This window comes from Streptomyces sp. NPDC058701, assembly GCF_042715295.1.
Classification (GTDB): Bacteria; Actinomycetota; Actinomycetes; order Streptomycetales; family Streptomycetaceae; genus Streptomyces.
On record NZ_JBHXSY010000026.1, the window covers coordinates 14824 to 30989 of the forward strand.

Sequence of the window (16166 nt, forward strand, 5' to 3'; positions counted from 1 at the left end):
CTGTGGGTCGTCAGTCGGTCAGGGCGACCAGTCTCCGGTGGTCCAGCTGGTCCCGCCGCCCGGCGGTGAGGTGGACGCGGACGTCCGTGAGGGTCTCCTTCAGCGCCGTGTACCCGGCGGCGCAGGCTTCGTCCCGCTCCAGGGTCTCCCCCGGGACCCACAGGATCAGCAGCGTCTCGTGCCGACGCGACCCGGCGCGAGAGGCGAAGGCGAGCTCGTGAACGACCAGACGCGCCGCATCCGGGGGAAGGGACGCGAGCAGCTCCTCGTGCGTCAGATTGCCCTCCAGTTCAACCGCCATGACGGGCGGCTTCTGGGCGCAGCGGAGGATCACGGTGTTGACGTCCCTCCGGTCCCTGAGGCGCTGCAGGGCGTCAACGCCTGCGGGCGGCAGGCCGATCGGGTCGCTCACGGATTTCTCGTTTCGGTCGCAGGTCCGGGCCTGAGAAACAACGAAACAAGCACCGTGGAGGTTTCGACCCCGGCGCGGTCCGCGCCCTCTAGGGCGCGGACCGCGGTACAGGTGGGTCATGCGGAGTCGGGACGTCCGCGCGGCGGGTTCAGGGCCTGACGACCGCTGCCCATCCGAGGGTGCAGGCCAGGGCGGGGGCACTGCAGGAGGTCTCGTAGACGTCTCCGGCGGTGGTGAGGACCTTGACGTAGACGCGGCCGCTGTCCAGCTTGACGGCGACGCCGCAGGCGTTGCGGGGGTACCCGGGGGTGGTGCTCCCGGTCAGGTCACGCCAGATGTAGGCGCCGGTCGAGGACGGACGGTAGCCCACGAACGCCTTGCCGCGGGTCAGGGCAGCGCTGTATTCGCTGCCCGTCGCGACCCCTGCGACGACGGCGAGATCAATGCACGGCCCGGCGGGACCCGCCGGCCCCCGGTCCCCCTTGGGGCCCCGCGGGCCCTGCGACCCGCGCGGCCCGGTGCACCCGGCCGCGGCCAGCTGACGGGCGCTCCTCGCGGGCTTGGCCTTCGCCGCCTTCCCCTTGGTGCCGAGGGTCCGGAGGCTGGAGCAGTCGGCGGCCTGCACCGCGACCGCGTTCGGCGAAGCGACGGCCGGGGCCGCAACGGTGGCGAGCGAGAGCGCCACGGGTACGGCGAGAAGGCTCGCGAGTCGCATCCGACGCGCTGTCTTGAGTACCGCGTTCACCTGTTCACTCCTCGAATCGTCGTACTGGACGTGGGGAGCATCACCCGCCCTCGGCCGCCGTACAGGCTGACAGGCTGATGGTCGGACAAATATCAGCGGGTCGGCTCAACCCGTCGACGGTGGCGAAGCACGAACCGACGCCCCCCCGGACTCGTAGTCGGCGCCCTGAACGGAGCCGGCCCGGTCGAAGGCGGCTCGAGCACTCCGCGGAGGGCCTGAGGCGCGAGCGGCCGCGCCGGCGGCGTGGAGCCCGCTGGTTCGTCTCCAGGGGCGATGTGGTGTGCGCGTGCGCCGCGCGGGGCAGGCGCACATCGCGGCCCACGGGGGCCGCCGGCCACACCGCCGTGCCGCTCGACGGAGAGGAACGGATCGGATGACGCCCCACAGCACCCCCCAGCCCCCTGCGCGACCCGCAGCACCCGGTGCCCGTGTCGTCGTCGTGGGAGCCACCGGCAATGTCGGCACCAGTGTGGTCCGGCGCTTGGCCGAGGACCCGGCTGTCGACTCGGTCCTGGGTCTGGCCCGTCGCGTCCCGGGGTGGCGGCCCCCGAAGACAGCCTGGCGGGCCGTCGACATCGAGCCAGGCGGAGCAGACCTCGTACCCCTGTTCACCCACGCGGACGCAGTGATTCACCTGGCCTGGAAGTTTCAGCCCACTCACCGCCCCGCCGAGACCTGGCGCACCAACGTGCTGGGCAGCAGTCGCGTGTTCGACGCCGTGGCCGCGGCGAAGGTGCCGGCGCTCATCCACGCCTCCTCGGTGGGCGCGTACTCCCCCGGCCCCAAAGACCGGCCGGTCGACGAGTCCTGGCCCACCCACGGCTGGCCCCAGGCCGCCTACACCCGTGAAAAGGCCTACCTCGAACGGCTCCTCGACGCCTACGAGCACACCCATCGCGACATCCGTGTCGTACGCATGCGCCCCGGGTTCCTCTTCAAGCGGGAGTCCGCATCCGAGCAGCGCAGGATCTTCGCCGGACGCCTGCTACCGGGTCGCCTCGTACGGGCAGGGCTCATCCCCGCCGTTCCCGACCTGCCGGGACTGCGCTTCCAGGCACTCCACACCGACGACGCGGCCGCTGCCTACGTGGCAGCTGTGCTCCGGCCGGTGAGCGGACCGTTCAACCTGGCTGCGGAACCCCCGGTGGACGCCCGTGTCCTGGCCGGTCTCCTCGACGCGCGCAGCTTCGCGATGCCCGCCGCCCCGCTGCGGACGGTCCTGGCCGCGGCCTGGAAGCTGCGCCTCGTACCGGCGTCACCCGACCTCTTCGACGCCGTCCTGCGCTTGCCGCTGATGGACTGCTCCCGCGCCCGCGAGGAACTGGACTGGCAGCCCTCGTACACGGCTGTGGAGGCGCTCCAGGAGTTCCTCGCCGGCCTGCGAGACGGTGCCGGCATGGACACTCCGCCCCTCAGCGCCTGAGGGGCGGACCGCCCGGGCTCGCGTGGCGGGGATACGAAGGATCACGCACCGGAGAGCAGCGAACTCAGTCGGGCGGCGACATCGAACACGTTCAAGCGCAGGGCCCGGATGTCGGCGGCCGCGGCGGTCACGGCCGCGACCACGGGGTCACCGCCTCGGCGGACGCCGGGTCCGGACGGATGGGCCCGTGTCGGGCCGCTGGGCCGTCCACCGCCGACGTCATCAGGGCCGGGGGGGCTCCGACGCCTTCTCGACACGCTCGGCGTCGGCGGGCGGTGCGCTGGACCCTGTTCCCGTACGTGAGGGCACTCCAGGGGCCCGGCCGTGTTCGTCGACCGTCGCTCCCTCGTCGGGCAGTGCCGCGCTTTCCCGTTCGGCGTCGTCACCTGTTGTGCGCTCGCTCTTCTTCATGTTCATGTCCGTCCCTTCATGTACGTCCATTTCACGTCCGCGACTGCGATTCCCTCGCGCAGCAGGGCGCGTCTGCCCCCGCATGCACTACCCCATGTCACCTACCTCGCCGCGACGGACAGCCCCCCAGATGGCCAGGAGGTGACGTCGGGCGTCCACTCGGCACAGCGGACGTAGCGCCGACCCGTGCCGATGCCGTGCACCTGTTCACACAGGTCGGCGGGCGTGAATCCGAACCGGGCCTCGTCGGCACCGCGACGCCGCGGGTGAACGCCACGCGGGGGGGGCGGGTGGTGTCGTTCTGTTCCGGGTGTGGGGCAGGCGGTGCCGGGTACGCGCGTCGTATGCCTCCCTCCCAGACTTCCATGGCCCCGTGGAGCGACAGCACACTCGGCCTTCTGGCGCACGGCTATGCGTGGTTGCCCAACCGGATGCGCGCCTCGGCCGACGGCACGGTCAGGACCCGCCTCCTGGGCCGGCCCACCATCGCGCTGCGTGGCCCCGACGCCGTCGCCTTCTTCTACGACGAGAAGCACGTCGTACGGGCCGCGGCTCTGCCGGACCCCGTCCTGGACACGCTGTTCGGACGGGGCGCCGTGCACACGCTCGACGGGGACGCGCACCGGGTCCGCAAGGCCCTGTTCCTCGCGCTCCTCAAGGACGGCGCCGGCGTCGCCGCGCTGGGCGGGCACGTCAGTCGGCGGTGGCGCGAAGCGATGGCCGGTCGGCAGGGCGACCGCGTCGTGGTCTTCGACGAAGCGGCCGGGGTGCTCGCCCTCGCGGTCTGCGACTGGATGGGTGTACGGCTCTCCGACGCGGCGGTCGCCGAGCTGGCCCGGGACTGCACGGCCATGGTCGACGGCTTCGCGACGCCGGGCCCCCGCCACCTGCGCGCCCGCCGGGCCCGTCGCCGCCAGGAGGACGCCATGGGCGCACTGATCTCCGAGGTCCGCCACGCCCCGGAACCGGAGGTGAAGAGCTCGGCGCTCGAAACGGTGGCGTGGCACCGGGACGCCGACGGCACGCTCCCGGACCTCCGGACGGCGGCCGTGGAACTGCTGAACATCATCAGGCCCACCGTCGCGATCGCCTGGTTCGCCGCTTTCGCCGCTCACGCACTCCACCGCTGGCCCCACCACCGCGACCTGCTGCGTTCCGACCCCGAGGGCGCGTACGCCACTGCGTTCGCACACGAAGTACGCCGCTTCTATCCCTTCGCGCCCTTCGTGGGCGGGCTCGCGGCCCGTGACCTGCACTGGAACGGCGAGGACATCGCGAAGGACTCGCTCGTCCTGCTCGATCTGTACGGCCAGAACCACGACGCCGCCCTGTGGGAGCACCCGTACCGCTTCGATCCGCACCGGTTCGCGAACGCCGAGGCTCTTCGCGATCCGCTGGACAACCTCATCCCCCAGGGCGGCGGCGATGCGGCCCGCGGACACCGCTGCCCGGGTGAGGACATCACCGTGACGGCACTCGCGGGCATCGCCGGGGAACTGGCGCACACGGACTACAGCGTCCCCGACCAGGACCTGACCATCCCCCTGACCCGCATGCCCACGCTGCCGCGCAGCGGCTTCGAACTGCACTTGGGCTGAGCGCCCGACGATGGCGTGGCATGGCACTGCCGGTGGCCTGGAGCCCGACGAAGTCCCGCGGCTCCGGGTCGTCGCGGACGAGCGACGGCGTGCGACGGCGTGCGACGGCGTGCGACGGATGCGGGGGCGGTGGCACGGACCGAGCAGATCCGCAACGGTCCGATGCCGCTCCGCGGGCCGCGGTCGTGCACTGTCGGAACACATGCGTACGCTGGCGCGCAACACGACCGGACACGGCGGGGGCGGGTGGCCAACCCGGCTGCGGTCAGTGGCGGCCGACCGCAGCGGGTCAGCTGCCGTCCTCCACCGGAGCCGGCAGGAACCTGCCCGCCTTCAGGTCGAGTTGCCCGGCGAAGTACGCCGCCGCGTCGGGGCGCATCCGGGCGAGTGCCACCATGCCCGTGATGATCACGTCGCACACCTCGTCGTGGACGTCCTCCCAGCTGTGGGAGTGCCCCTTGCGGGGGTTGGTGCCCTTGGCGCCGATCACGGCCTGAGCCGCCTCCCCGAACTCCTCGCCGATTTTGAGGATTTGGAGAACCTGACTCTCCTCGGACGGCATGCCGCGCGCGGCGTCGGCGGCGTCGAACCGGGCGGCGAGGGCGCTGATGACGTCCCACGGGTCGGATGGGCTCACGGGCGGTGCCTTCCTGTCAGCGGGCGGGAGGACTCTACCGCTTGGCGGGTTACGCACGCGGGTCGGCGACGGCCCGAGCGGATCGGACTCCGGCCGTGGCACGGTGGCGGTAACCCCGTTCACCGGGCGGCTGCGGGAGGCCCTCGACTCCGGTGCCCCCGGAGGCCCGTTCGGCCACCTGTGCACGCGGCCGGCGCACGAGGGGGCGCTCGTCGTCGTACGCACGACCTCGGAACAGCCGGGCCCCGGAGCCGAACCACCGCACCCCCCGCCCCTCCCCCGCGGTCGTCAGCGCGGGGCTGGGGGCGTCACGCGCACAGGGCGGTGTCGATGAGGGCCTCGGCAGGGTCGGTGGTCTGCTGCGTGGGCGCCGGGTTCGCGGTGACCGCCACCGCGGCGGCGCGGCCGTCATCGGTGACGCCGACACGCGTCGCGTAGCCCGGGATGTCACCGCCGTGCCCCCACCTCACGCCACCGCAGCGGACCGGCGTGCTGACCAGACCCAGCCCGTACCGGGAACCGGGCGGCCACCCCGCGGCGGCGGGGATCTCCACGGTGGTGCGCATCTGGGCCAGTTGCGCGGGCTTCAGGAGCCTGCCGTCGACGAGGGCCCGGAAGAACTTGTTCAGGTCGCCCGGGGTGGAGACCATCTGCCCGGCCGCCCACCCCCAGGAGGGGTCGAGCTCCGTCACGTCCTGTACGGAATCCCCGGGCTTCGCCGCGCCGTAGCCCCTGGGGTGGGCTTCGCGGATGCGTTCTTCGCCGACGCCGGGGAAGTAGGTGTGCCGCAGTCCGGCGCGGTCGACGATCCTCTTCGTGATCTGTTCGGCGAGCGGTCGGCCGGTGACCTTCTCGATGAGGAGGCCCGCGAGTATGTAATTGGTGTTGCTGTACGACCAGCCGTCCCCCGGCGCGAAGAGCGCCTTGTGGGCGAGTGCCACGTCGAGGAGGGTGCGGGGCTGGTAGTAGGTGTGGCGGCCCTCGCCGACGAGTTCGTCCATCATGAACTCGGTGTAATTGGGCAGTCCGCTTGTGTGCTGCAGCAGGTGGCGGACCTTGATGGCGCGGCCGTCGATGCCCTCGCCGCGCACCAGGTTCGGCAGGTACGCCTCGATGGGCGCGTCGAGGTCGACCGCGCCCTCGCCCACCAGTTGCAGGACGACGGCGGCGGCGAACGTCTTGGTGTTGCTGCCGGCCCGCACCTGCCCGTCGACCGGTACCTTCGCCCCCGTCCGCACGTCCGCGACCCCGGCGGTGTGGTTCCGGGTCCGCCCGTCACGGCCGGTGGTCGCGGCCAGTGCTGCCGGGTACTTGTCGTCGCTCACCAGCTGCTTCACCCCCTGCCGCACGACGTCACCGGCAGCGGTACCGGGCTGCCGCGCCGCTGCGGCCCCGGGCAGGACGCCGACCACGGCGAGTGCCGCGACCGCCACCGCGACGGTCCCGCGACGCAGCCTGTGAAAACCTTCGGTCATGAGAAACCCTCCCTGCGCAGCCCCCGTTGGGGTGCGTTGGCGAACCATCCGGACCCGCTCAGCCTGCGCGCTCTCGGTCCGGTGATCGATCCGGGCAGCCGGACCGCCCACCGTGGGGATAACCCCCGGCCCGCCACGACCGGCACACGGTGCAGTCGCACACGCACGGCGTGTCCACGGGGACGGGACGGTGGGCGCGCCGGTTTCTCCCCCGGGCGGCCTCTCGCCGGCCGGGGGCGGTCGTCGTGACGGTGAACTACCGGCGGACCTGCCCGTGGCCGCGCCCTTCGACTCCCGTGCCTGCCAGGCCGGGGACACGCCCTGCCTGGTCGAGGACGAGACGCGCGACCGCTGTGCACCGCCGCCCCGGTGCGGCTGTCCGGGACGATGACCGACTCCTCGGCGGCCGCCGCCTGCGCGGGAGTGCTAACCGCCCTCCGGCCGGGATTCGTCCGGCTCCCTCGGTACGGGCCAGCGGTGCGACACCCGGCCGGACGCGAGCTGTTCGACGACCTCGGCCAGGTCCTGGCAGGCCTGTTCGATCCGCAGCCGGATGGTTTTCTGCTCGGTGACGAGCGCCGACAACAGCAGCGAGGTCAGGGCCGCGGCCCCGTTGAGGGCCTGGAGGTTGGCCATGCCCTGGAGCAGGGTGTGGTCCCCGAACGGGCCGAGCCGGCCGATCGCGGCCGCGTTCGCCAGGATGGACACGAGCAGCATGCACGGCGCGCTGCCGGCCAGCTGGAAGCGCAGGGCGGCCCAGATCAGGAGCGGAAAGACGAGGAAGAGCACCGCCAGGTCGCTCCTGGTCGCCAGGAGCGTGATCCCGACGGCGGACACGGTCAGGGCGCACACCTCGGCCCACCGGTACGTCTCCACCGGCAGACGGGCCCTGCGCAGTACCAGGAGCAGGGGCGTGATCACGAGCACGCCCATGGCGTCACCGGCCCACCACGTCCACCACACGGTCCAGAACCCGCCGTCCGGCAGGGCGTCGGTGAGCTCCAGCAGCCACGCCCCCACGGTGGCGCTGATCAGCATCGGCACCATCCCGCCGAGGAAGACCAGGGCGACGCCGTCGCGCAGCCGGTCCAGCTCGATACGGAAGCCGACGCGGCGCAACATCAGGAAGGCGCAGACGGGGGCGAGGGTGTTGCCCGCGACGATCCCGAGCCCGACGGGGTCCACGGGGCTGATCGACTGGATGACGAGCAGGGCGCCGATGGCGATTCCCGGCCAGATGCCCAGGCCCAGCCAGAGCAGGCAGCCCAGGGCGATGCCGGTGGGGGGCCACAGCGGTGTGACGACCGCCCCCTCGACGACCACCTGCTGGAGCAGGCCGATGCGCCCGCCCGCGTAGTAGGCGGCGGCCACGGCGACGATCCGGAGCACAGCCGGGAACAGACGTCGGAAGCCCTCGGTGCGCATCACTGCATCAGACAACAGTCAGCGGTCGTCGTCGGGGCGTGACACGCGCTACGGCGCGGGCCGCGTCACCCGATCCGGACGGGAACCGCCCTCGTGCCGCAGCACGAGCACCGCGGCGTCGTCCTCGTGGCCGGTCGAATCCGCCACCTTCATCACCTCGGCCGCGAGGTCGCCCGGGGCCGCGCCGGCGCCTTCCCGGATCACCTCGGCCACCCGGGCCAGTCCGGCTTCGATCGGGAACGAGGGGCCTTCCACCACCCCGTCGGTGACCAGGACGAACGAGCCGGCAGTCGTCAGCGGCAGACGGGTCACCGGATAATCGGAGCCCGGCAGCATGCCGAGCGGGAGGCCTCCCTCGTCCTCCACGACGCCGTATTCTCCGCTCGTCGTGGCCCAGACGCCGGGCACGTGGCCCGCGCGGGCGCTCTGGATCTCCCAGGTCACGGGATCGAAGCGGACGAAGGTGCAGGTCGCGAAGAGGTCGCAGTCGACCGACAGCAGGAGTTCGTTGGCCCGTCTGAGCACCTCGCCCGGGTCGGCGGCGGAGGCGGCCACGGCGCGTACGGCGATGCGGACCTGTCCCATGAAGGCCGCCGCCTCGACGTCGTGGCCCTCCACGTCGCCGATGGAGAAGCCGAGGGCGCCGCTGGGGAGCCGGAATCCGTCGTACCAGTCGCCGCCCACGCTCAGGCCGTGGCGTGCGGGCGCGTACCGGGCGGCCGTGCGCAGCCCCGGCAAAGCGGGAAGGGAGGCGGGCAGGATCTCGCGTTGCAGCGCCTCGGCCAGCTCCACCCGGGCCTTGTGGAGCTCAGCTCCCTCCCTGGCCTGGGCGGTCAGCCTCCCGAGCCGCGTCAGCAAGTCGTCCGCGGTCTCCGACCGCGTGGACTTATGGGAGGTCATGGAGCGCTCCGAGGGTCCGCTTCGGGGCCCCGGCACGAAACCCCGCCCCATCATATTTCGACCGCCCGACAATCACACCGCGAGCGGCGGTCAGCCGATGCGGGCCGCCTGGAAGGCACGGCGGTACGCGTGGGGGCTGGTCCCGACGAGACGCTTGAAGCGGTCCCGGAAGGCGGTCGGCGACCCGAAGCCGACCTGGGTGGCGATCCGGTCCACGGGGTGCGCGGTGGTCTCCAGCAGGTATTGGGCCTGACGGATCCGCGCCCGGTGCAGCCACTGGAGGGGGGAGGTGCCGGTCTGCTCGCGGAAGCGGCGGTTCAGGGTACGGATGCTCATGCCCGCACGCGCGGCGAGGTCGTCGAGGGTCAGGTCCCTCCGGGCGTTGTCCTCCATCCACCGCAGGAGGGGTTCGATCACCGAGCCGCGCGGGGCCGGTGGCTGCTCGTGGACGATGAACTGGGCCTGTCCGCCCTCCCGTTCGAGGGGCATGACGGCGAGCCGGGCGGCGTCGGCGGCCACGGCCGACCCCAGGTCGGAGCGGATCATGTGAAGGCACAGGTCCAGCCCGGCCGCGGCTCCGGCCGAGGTGAGCAGCCGGCCGTTGTCCACGTAGAGCACGTCGGGGTCGACGTCGACGGCGGGGTGGCGGGCGGCGAGTTCGGCGGCGGCGAGCCAGTGGGTGGTGGCCCTCAGGCCGTCCAGGAGGCCGGTGGCGGCCAGGACGAACGCACCCGTGCAGATGGAGGCGAGCCGGGTGCCGTGCGCGGCCGCGCGGCGCAGCGCGTCGAGGACCTCGTCGGGGACGGGGGCCGAGGGGGCGCCCACGCCGGGGACGATGATCGTGTCGGCGTCGTCGAGCGCGGCCAGCGGCCACGGCGCGCGCAGGGTGAAGGCTCCTGTGTCGACCTCCTCGGCGGGCGCGCAGACGCGGACGCGGTAGGCGGGGCGGCCGTCGGGGAGCCGGGTGCGCCCGAAGACGTCGATCGGGGTGGACAGGTCGAACGGAACGACCCCGTCCAGGGCGAGAACGGCCACGGTGTGCATGGCCCAACGATAGGGGTCCACGGGACCGGAGTAGGGGACCTGTACCCGCAGAGGTGGGCCTCTCCGCAGGTCACATGGGCTACCGACCTTTTGGCCAGAATCCGTTGGCATCTGGCAATCCAGCCACTACGGCGCGACGACGCAGCTGACTACGGTCGGTGTCGGCGCCGGTCGCGGCGCCGACACCGGGGGACCCCCGCCCGTGTCGAACGAGAGGACCGCTCCGGATGTTGTGCCCGATCGTGCTGTTCGACGGGTTCGACCCGCTGGATGTCGTCGCCCGCTACGAGGTCCCGTCCGCCGGTGGGAAGGCTGCGCGGGGCGCGCTCCGGGTGGAGCCGGTCTCGGCGGAGGGCCCGCGCGAGGTGCCCAGCGGCTCGGGGCTCCTCACCCTGCGGGCGACGGCGGCGCTCGACCCGCGGCGCGCGGACCTCGTCCTCGTTCCGGGAGCGATGGGCCCGCTCGGCGGCGCTCCCGGGCCCGCCGGTGCGGACCCCGATGCCCCGGGCCGAGATGCCGAGGGGAACGGGGATTCCGTCCCGGCCCTGATCGTCCGCGCCGTGCGGACGGGACTGCCGGCGCTCCTCGGGGAGGCTCTGCAGCGTCCCGGGGTGATCGTGGCCAGCGTGTGCCGGCGGGGTGGCCTGCGGGCCGTCAGAAGCCGGCGGGTACCGGCTCGGCGGCCCGCCAGACGGTGCCCCGACGTTCGTGGACGAAGAGCTGCTCCACGGCGTGGGCGATCCGGGGGCCGAGCTGGCGCTTCAGCAGGTAGAGGCCCGGTCCAGGCCCGGGGGGACGTCCGCGCCCGTCCCCAGGTCGCCGTCGTCGACCAGCAGGTGGAGGCCGAGGTGGTTCGTCGTCGCGTGGCGACCCTCGATCAGCCCGGCGGCGGCGTGGAGTGCGGAGCCGCCGGACCTCAGCCCACCGACTTACCCGACCGACCGACCCAACCGACCCAACCGACCCCGCCGTCACCGACCGCCGTGCCCGCCGCCCGGCGCCCAGCGAAAGCACCGCGACGCCCATGACGAAGTTCCTCCTGACCGTCCACGTCCTGGCCGCAATCATCACCATCGGTCCCGTGACCGTGGCGGCCAGCATGTTCCCGCCCGCGACCCGCCGCGCCCTGGCGGCGCCCGATGACGCGGCGGCCCGTGCCACGGTGCTGACCCTGCACCGCATCTGCCAGGTCTACTCCGTGGTCGCGGTCGCCGTACCGGTGTTCGGCCTCGCGACCGCCAACAGCCTTCACGTGCTCGGCAGTCCCTGGCTCCTGACGTCGGTCGCACTGACCGTCGCCGCCGCGGCGGTGCTCGCCGCGCTCGTCCTGCCGCGGCAGAGCGGCCTGCTGGCCGCCCTCGACGGCACGGAGGGCCGACCGGACGCCGCGGCCGTACGGCGGGCCGCGGGTCGGCTGCGGATGCACACGGGGGTCTTCAACCTGCTCTGGGCCACCGTGACGGTACTGATGATCGTCCGCCCGGGTTCGACCACGGGCACCTGACGGCGGGATCCGGCGCGCGGACGACCGGCGCCCTCCCCGCCCGCACACGCTCCGGCAGGGCGCCGCTCCTCCGGCCGGGGCCGCGGAGCCGGAAGCCGCCTCGGGCGCCGGCCGCTGACGCGGGCGGGGGCGGGGCCCCGGGGCAGGCGCGTTCCGAGGGGCCGCGCCTCATCCCGTACCGGGCCCGCCGTCCTCCGCCCGCGGCCGGGGGCCGGCACCGGCGGCCGTGTCCGGTACCTCGGCCGCCGCCGGGTCCAGGATGCGGTTGAGGAAGTTCCGCGTGCGCTCCTCCCGCGGATTGCCGACCACCTGCGCCGCCGGACCCTGTTCGACGACCACTCCGCCGTCCATGAACACGACGCGGTCCGCGACCTCTCGGGCGAAGCTCATCTCATGGGTGACGACCATCATCGTCATCCCCTCGCCCGCCAGCACCCGCATCACCGACAGCACCTCACCGACGAGTTCGGGGTCGAGCGCCGACGTGGGCTCGTCGAAGAGCATCACCTCCGGCCCCATCGACAGGGCCCGCGCGATGGCGACCCGCTGCTGCTGGCCGCCGGACAGCTGCGCCGGGTAGGCGTCCGCCTTGTCGGCGAGGCCCACGCGTTCGAGGTTCTCCAGGGCGACGGCGGCGGACCGCGCCTTGTCCCGGCGCAGTACCCGCCGCTGGGGCAGGGTGAGGTTCTCCGTCACGCTCACGTGCGGGAAGAGGTTGAACTGCTGGAAGACCATGCCGATGCGGCGGCGTACGGCATCGATGTCGACGTCGAGGTCGGTGACCTCGGTGCCGCCGACGAAGACGCGGCCGCCGCTCGGCTCCTCCAGCAGGTTCACGCAGCGCAGCAGCGTCGACTTGCCCGAGCCCGAAGGCCCGATGACGCACACGACCTCGCCTCGGGCGACCTCCAGGTCGATGCCGCGCAGGACGTGGTTGTCGCCGAAGGACTTGTGCAGCCCCCTGATCTCGATCTCCGGCCGGTCCGTGGCCATCGTGTCGTGCACCGTCTCCGTCTTCCGTGGCATCTGGTCCTCACGCGGCCTTGTCCGCGCGGGCCTCGAGGCGGCGCACCACGAAACTCAGCGGCACGGTCACCAGGAGGTAGCAAAGGCCCGCGACGAGGATCGGGGTGGAGTTGGCGGTCTGGCTGGCGAGGTCCCGCCCGAACTTCGTCAGTTCCCGCTCCTGCAGGGTCACGCCCAGGAACAGCACCAGCGAGGAGTCCTTGAACAGCAGGACCAGTTCGTTCGTCAGCGGCGGGATGACGATGCGGAAGGCCTGCGGGATGATGACCGACACCATGGCGCGGGCGTGCGAGAAGCCCAGTGAACGGGCGGCCTCCATCTGCCCCTTGGGTACCGCCTGGATGCCCGCCCGGATCGTTTCCGCCATGTACGCCGCGGCCACCAGGCCGAGGCCGAGCGCCACCTTGCCGTACGTGCCGCCGGGGATCTCGGTGCCGGGGAACGCCAGTGGAACCGCCACGCCCACGAAAATGAAGATCAGGAGGGCGGGGAGGCCGCGGAAGAGTTCGATGTAAACGCCGGCGACCCAGCGGTACGGCGCCACCGAGGACAGCCGCATCATCGCGATGACGAGGCCGAGCACCAGCCCGAACAGGAAGCCGGACATCGTGTAGATCACCGTGTTGCGCAGGGCGATCGTGATGATCTCCGGGAAGAGGCGGAGCGCCAGGTCCTTCTGCGCGAACTGGTTCTGCAGCCGGTCCCAGTCGGCGAGGACGCCGATCAGGACCAGCACGGCGGCGAAGACGGCGTACTGGATGCCCTGCCAGATCCGGCGCCGCTGCCGCCGGGTCAGGCGAGACGTCACGGCGTGGCCTGGGGCAGCGGTCCGATCCACTGCTCGTAGAGCTTCTTGTAGGTGCCGTCGGCCTTGGCGTCCGTGATCGCCTTGTCGATCGCGGCCACGAGGGCGCTGTTGCCCTTCTTCACCGAGAAGCCGTACTGCTCACCGGTCTCGATGTTCTGCCCGAGCACGAACTCGGCGGCGTTCTTGGGGTCCTTGAGCCAGCCCTGGACGACGGGGTAGTCGATGACGACCGCGTCGACCTGGCCGGTGCGCAGCCCGTTGAGCACCGCGTCCGAGCTCTCGAAGGCGACCGGGTCGAAGCCCTGGGACTTGGCGTAGCTCTCGCCGGTGGTCTCGGCCTGGGCGCCCAGCTTCTTCGACGTGGCCTTGACGTCGGCGAGGGAGGTGATCCCGCTCTTCTTGGTGGCCAGGAGCGCCTGCGTCGCGTCGAAGTAGGGGACGGAGAAGTCGACGTTCTTCTTGCGCTCGTCGGTGATCGTCATACCGGCCGCGGCGAGGTCGCACTCGCCGGAGTTGAGGAAGGCGCCGGTCTTGAAGTTCTCGAACGGCGTGTCGAGGATCTTCTGCTCGACCTTGAGCCGGCTCGCGACGAGGTCGACGAGCGCCACGTCGAAGCCGACGACCTTGCCGTCCTGCTCGAACTGGAACGGCGGGTAGGGCAGGTGGGTGCAGGTGGTCAGGTGGCCCTTCTCGACCACGGGTACCCCTCCCGCGGCCTCGCCGGCCCCCTCGCCGCCCGAGGAACAGCCCGCGACGAGGAACACGCCCGCGGTCGCGGCTCCGGCTGCGGTGCGGATCCGGAAGGTGCTGCGGCGACTGCGGTTTCCTCTGGCCGTCCGGAACACGGTTGACCTCCACGAGTGCGGGGCGTGCGGCGGTCCCGGGACGAGACCGTCCGCCGAGATCGTAAGCCACGGGTGGCGTGTGGCGAGGGATCATTCGTGATGCGTTCCGGGGAGGGGCACACACATCCGGCCATGATCGGCGACGCCCGCGGCCGTGGCCTCCGGCGGCGCCCGCTCCGGCGCCCTCCCCCGGGCGGGGGAGACGGCTCCCCCGGGTGGGGGACGTGGCCGGGCACCGTGACGTTGGAGCATGGGATTCCAGCTGCTGGAGGGGGTGTTCCCATGGACCGGTGGGGCAGGACGACGGCGCCGGCGCCGGGCCCGTACTGCCTGGTCGAGGCGTCGTGGGTGGTCGGCTCGCTCGTGGGGGTGCCGCCCGTCGGCCGGGGGTTCGGCGTGGCGGAGCGGCTCGTCCTCGGCGGCGTCACGGTCGGCACGGCGGTGGTCGGGATCGTGACGGTGCTCGCCCCGGGGCGGCCGAGGGGGACGCGGACACCGGAGGCACCGGTGGCGTTCTGCGCCGGGAGGGGGTCGGGCTTGCTCGTCTGGATCCTGCCGTTCGGCATCCTCGGTGCCCTGTACGCGGCGTCGACCGGCCCTCCCGAGCTCACCCCGCCGGAGGAGCCCGTCGTGGCGGTGGCACTGCGCCTCGTCGGCGTCGTGGCCGGAGCGGCGATGCTGCGCGTACGCGTCCGTACGCACCACGGCGCCGCCGGAAGCCACCGAGCCGCCGGAGCCCCTGCCCGGCACGAGGTGACCGGCCGGTCAGGGTCTGAGGTGCGGCTAGGGGGGCCGACGGGAGGTGCGGGCTCGGGTGGCGGCGGGGCGGAGGCGGGCCGGGACGGAGGCCGGGGCTCGGGGCGCAGACAAGCGCGAGGCGGGGCGGAGGCTGTCCCGCCCGGGCGCGGGTGGCGACGGGGCCGGGGCCGCGCGAGGCGGGGCGGGGGCTGGCTCCCGCCTCGCGCTGGTGGCGACGGGGCCGGGGCGCCGCCGCATCTGCTGCCGCAGCCGCCGCCGCATGGGACGCTGGAAGGGCCAACCGGGCCTGAACGACCCCGTGCGGCCCGGCCGACCTATGGAATCTGCCATGCGCCAGTTGCCGTTCCTCGCTTCCCGTACCCTGCCGACGGCGTTCGCCGGCGCCGCGCTCGCCGTCCTGATGGCGGCTCCGAGCGCGCCCGCGTTCCCGTCCACGTCCGCCGCGGCACCCGACCGGGCCGTCGCCGCCGTGCAGAGCGCCACGTTGTCGATTCCCGCCATCGGTGTGTCGGGGCTGCCCGTGATCCCGTACCCGGGCAGCCCCGACGACGCCCCGGGCACCCGGATCCAGGACCGGGGGGCCGCGGCCAGCCCGCACGGCCCCTCCGGCGGTGTCGGTCCCGGCGACGTGGGCAACTACATCGTCACCGGGCACCGCGTCACGGCGGGCGGACCGCTGCGGGCCCTGCCGTCGCTGCCGACGGGCGCTTCCGTGTTCGTGACGGCCGGCGGCGTGACGTACCAGTACACGATCACCTCGACCCGGACGACGTCCTTCCGCTCGCCGGCCTCCATGGCGGCGCAGCGCGCCGCGGTCCCCGGCTCCCCCGGCGCGGCCCCGACCCGGGCGATGATCACGGTGACCACCTGTCTCACGCCCGAGGACGACGCGGCCGGAAACTTCTGGCGGGACGCGCAGAACAATCCCGAACACCGTCTCGACAAGATCGGTGTCCTCACCGGCACCAAGCCCTGACGCCAACGCGGGCCGTGCAGTGGCCTGATGGGGTGAAGCGGCAACGGTTCTGCCGCCGTCTCGACCCGGCGCGGCACCCTGGGATGCCCGGCCCGCGCGTGCCGGTGCCCTCCGGCGCGCATCCGGGGCGGCCGGACTCCGCTTGACTGGTGCGCGGCGCGGCAGGTAGGGAGATGCT

The 16166-nt window shown here is 72.9% G+C and carries 14 protein-coding genes and 1 pseudogene; 4 read left to right on the forward strand and 11 right to left on the reverse strand.

What is annotated here, in order from left to right:
- Positions 1–10: 10 nt before the first annotated feature.
- On the reverse strand, positions 11–412 hold the full coding sequence (locus ACFWW8_RS25020; RefSeq protein ID WP_386531473.1) for a hypothetical protein: 402 nt from the start codon (positions 410–412) through the stop codon (positions 11–13).
- A gap of 148 nt (positions 413–560) precedes the next feature.
- Positions 561–1157: a hypothetical protein gene (locus ACFWW8_RS25025; protein ID WP_386531475.1), complete on the reverse strand. Its 597-nt coding sequence runs from the start codon at positions 1155–1157 to the stop codon at positions 561–563.
- 373 nt (positions 1158–1530) lie between these two features.
- Between ACFWW8_RS25025 and ACFWW8_RS25030 the strand changes: the two genes are divergently transcribed.
- Positions 1531–2580 (forward strand): NAD-dependent epimerase/dehydratase family protein, encoded by a 1050-nt coding sequence (locus ACFWW8_RS25030; protein ID WP_386531477.1) that lies wholly within the window; start codon positions 1531–1533, stop codon positions 2578–2580.
- A 755-nt stretch (positions 2581–3335) separates the two neighbouring features.
- Positions 3336–4589: a cytochrome P450 gene (locus tag ACFWW8_RS25035; RefSeq protein WP_386531479.1), complete on the forward strand. Its 1254-nt coding sequence runs from the start codon at positions 3336–3338 to the stop codon at positions 4587–4589.
- A 289-nt stretch (positions 4590–4878) separates the two neighbouring features.
- On the opposite strand, the gene ACFWW8_RS25040 is transcribed toward ACFWW8_RS25035, so the two are convergent.
- From ACFWW8_RS25040 to ACFWW8_RS25065, 6 genes and pseudogenes are all read right to left on the reverse strand, one after another.
- A complete protein-coding gene (locus ACFWW8_RS25040; RefSeq protein ID WP_386531481.1) occupies positions 4879–5226 on the reverse strand; it encodes a MazG-like family protein in 348 nt (115 codons plus the stop codon).
- Positions 5227–5534: 308 nt separating this feature from the next.
- Positions 5535–6701: a serine hydrolase domain-containing protein gene (locus ACFWW8_RS25045; RefSeq protein ID WP_386531483.1), complete on the reverse strand. Its 1167-nt coding sequence runs from the start codon at positions 6699–6701 to the stop codon at positions 5535–5537.
- Between the two features lie 426 nt (positions 6702–7127).
- Positions 7128–8129 carry an MASE1 domain-containing protein gene (locus ACFWW8_RS25050; protein WP_386531622.1) on the reverse strand — a complete coding sequence of 334 codons (1002 nt, stop codon included), beginning with the start codon at positions 8127–8129 and terminating at the stop codon, positions 7128–7130.
- Positions 8130–8174: 45 nt separating this feature from the next.
- Positions 8175–9026, reverse strand: a complete 852-nt coding sequence (locus tag ACFWW8_RS25055) for a PP2C family protein-serine/threonine phosphatase (protein ID WP_386531485.1) — start codon at positions 9024–9026, stop codon at positions 8175–8177.
- Between the two features lie 90 nt (positions 9027–9116).
- Positions 9117–10070: a GlxA family transcriptional regulator gene (locus ACFWW8_RS25060; protein WP_386531487.1), complete on the reverse strand. Its 954-nt coding sequence runs from the start codon at positions 10068–10070 to the stop codon at positions 9117–9119.
- A gap of 654 nt (positions 10071–10724) precedes the next feature.
- Positions 10725–10981: pseudogene (locus ACFWW8_RS25065) on the reverse strand (DJ-1/PfpI family protein); the annotation flags it as partial.
- A 113-nt stretch (positions 10982–11094) separates the two neighbouring features.
- Here ACFWW8_RS25065 and ACFWW8_RS25070 point away from each other — a divergent pair.
- Entirely contained in the window at positions 11095–11574 is a 480-nt protein-coding gene (locus ACFWW8_RS25070) for a DUF2269 family protein (protein ID WP_386531488.1), read from the forward strand.
- Positions 11575–11742: 168 nt separating this feature from the next.
- On the opposite strand, the gene ACFWW8_RS25075 is transcribed toward ACFWW8_RS25070, so the two are convergent.
- From ACFWW8_RS25075 to ACFWW8_RS25085, 3 genes are read right to left on the reverse strand one after another with little or no spacing between them, the layout of a single operon-like run.
- The gene (locus ACFWW8_RS25075) at positions 11743–12600 is read right to left on the reverse strand and encodes an amino acid ABC transporter ATP-binding protein (RefSeq protein ID WP_386531490.1); all 858 of its coding nucleotides are present in this window, start codon (positions 12598–12600) and stop codon (positions 11743–11745) included.
- Positions 12601–12607: 7 nt separating this feature from the next.
- On the reverse strand, positions 12608–13408 hold the full coding sequence (locus ACFWW8_RS25080; RefSeq protein ID WP_386531491.1) for an amino acid ABC transporter permease: 801 nt from the start codon (positions 13406–13408) through the stop codon (positions 12608–12610).
- Positions 13405–14253 (reverse strand): ABC transporter substrate-binding protein, encoded by an 849-nt coding sequence (locus ACFWW8_RS25085; RefSeq protein WP_386531493.1) that lies wholly within the window; start codon positions 14251–14253, stop codon positions 13405–13407. The genes ACFWW8_RS25080 and ACFWW8_RS25085 overlap by 4 nt, the downstream gene beginning before the upstream one ends.
- A 1087-nt stretch (positions 14254–15340) precedes the next feature.
- On the opposite strand from ACFWW8_RS25085, the gene ACFWW8_RS25090 reads away from it, so the two are divergent.
- Positions 15341–15988, forward strand: a complete 648-nt coding sequence (locus tag ACFWW8_RS25090; RefSeq protein WP_386531494.1) for a class E sortase — start codon at positions 15341–15343, stop codon at positions 15986–15988.
- The last annotated feature ends 178 nt before the right edge of the window (positions 15989–16166 follow it).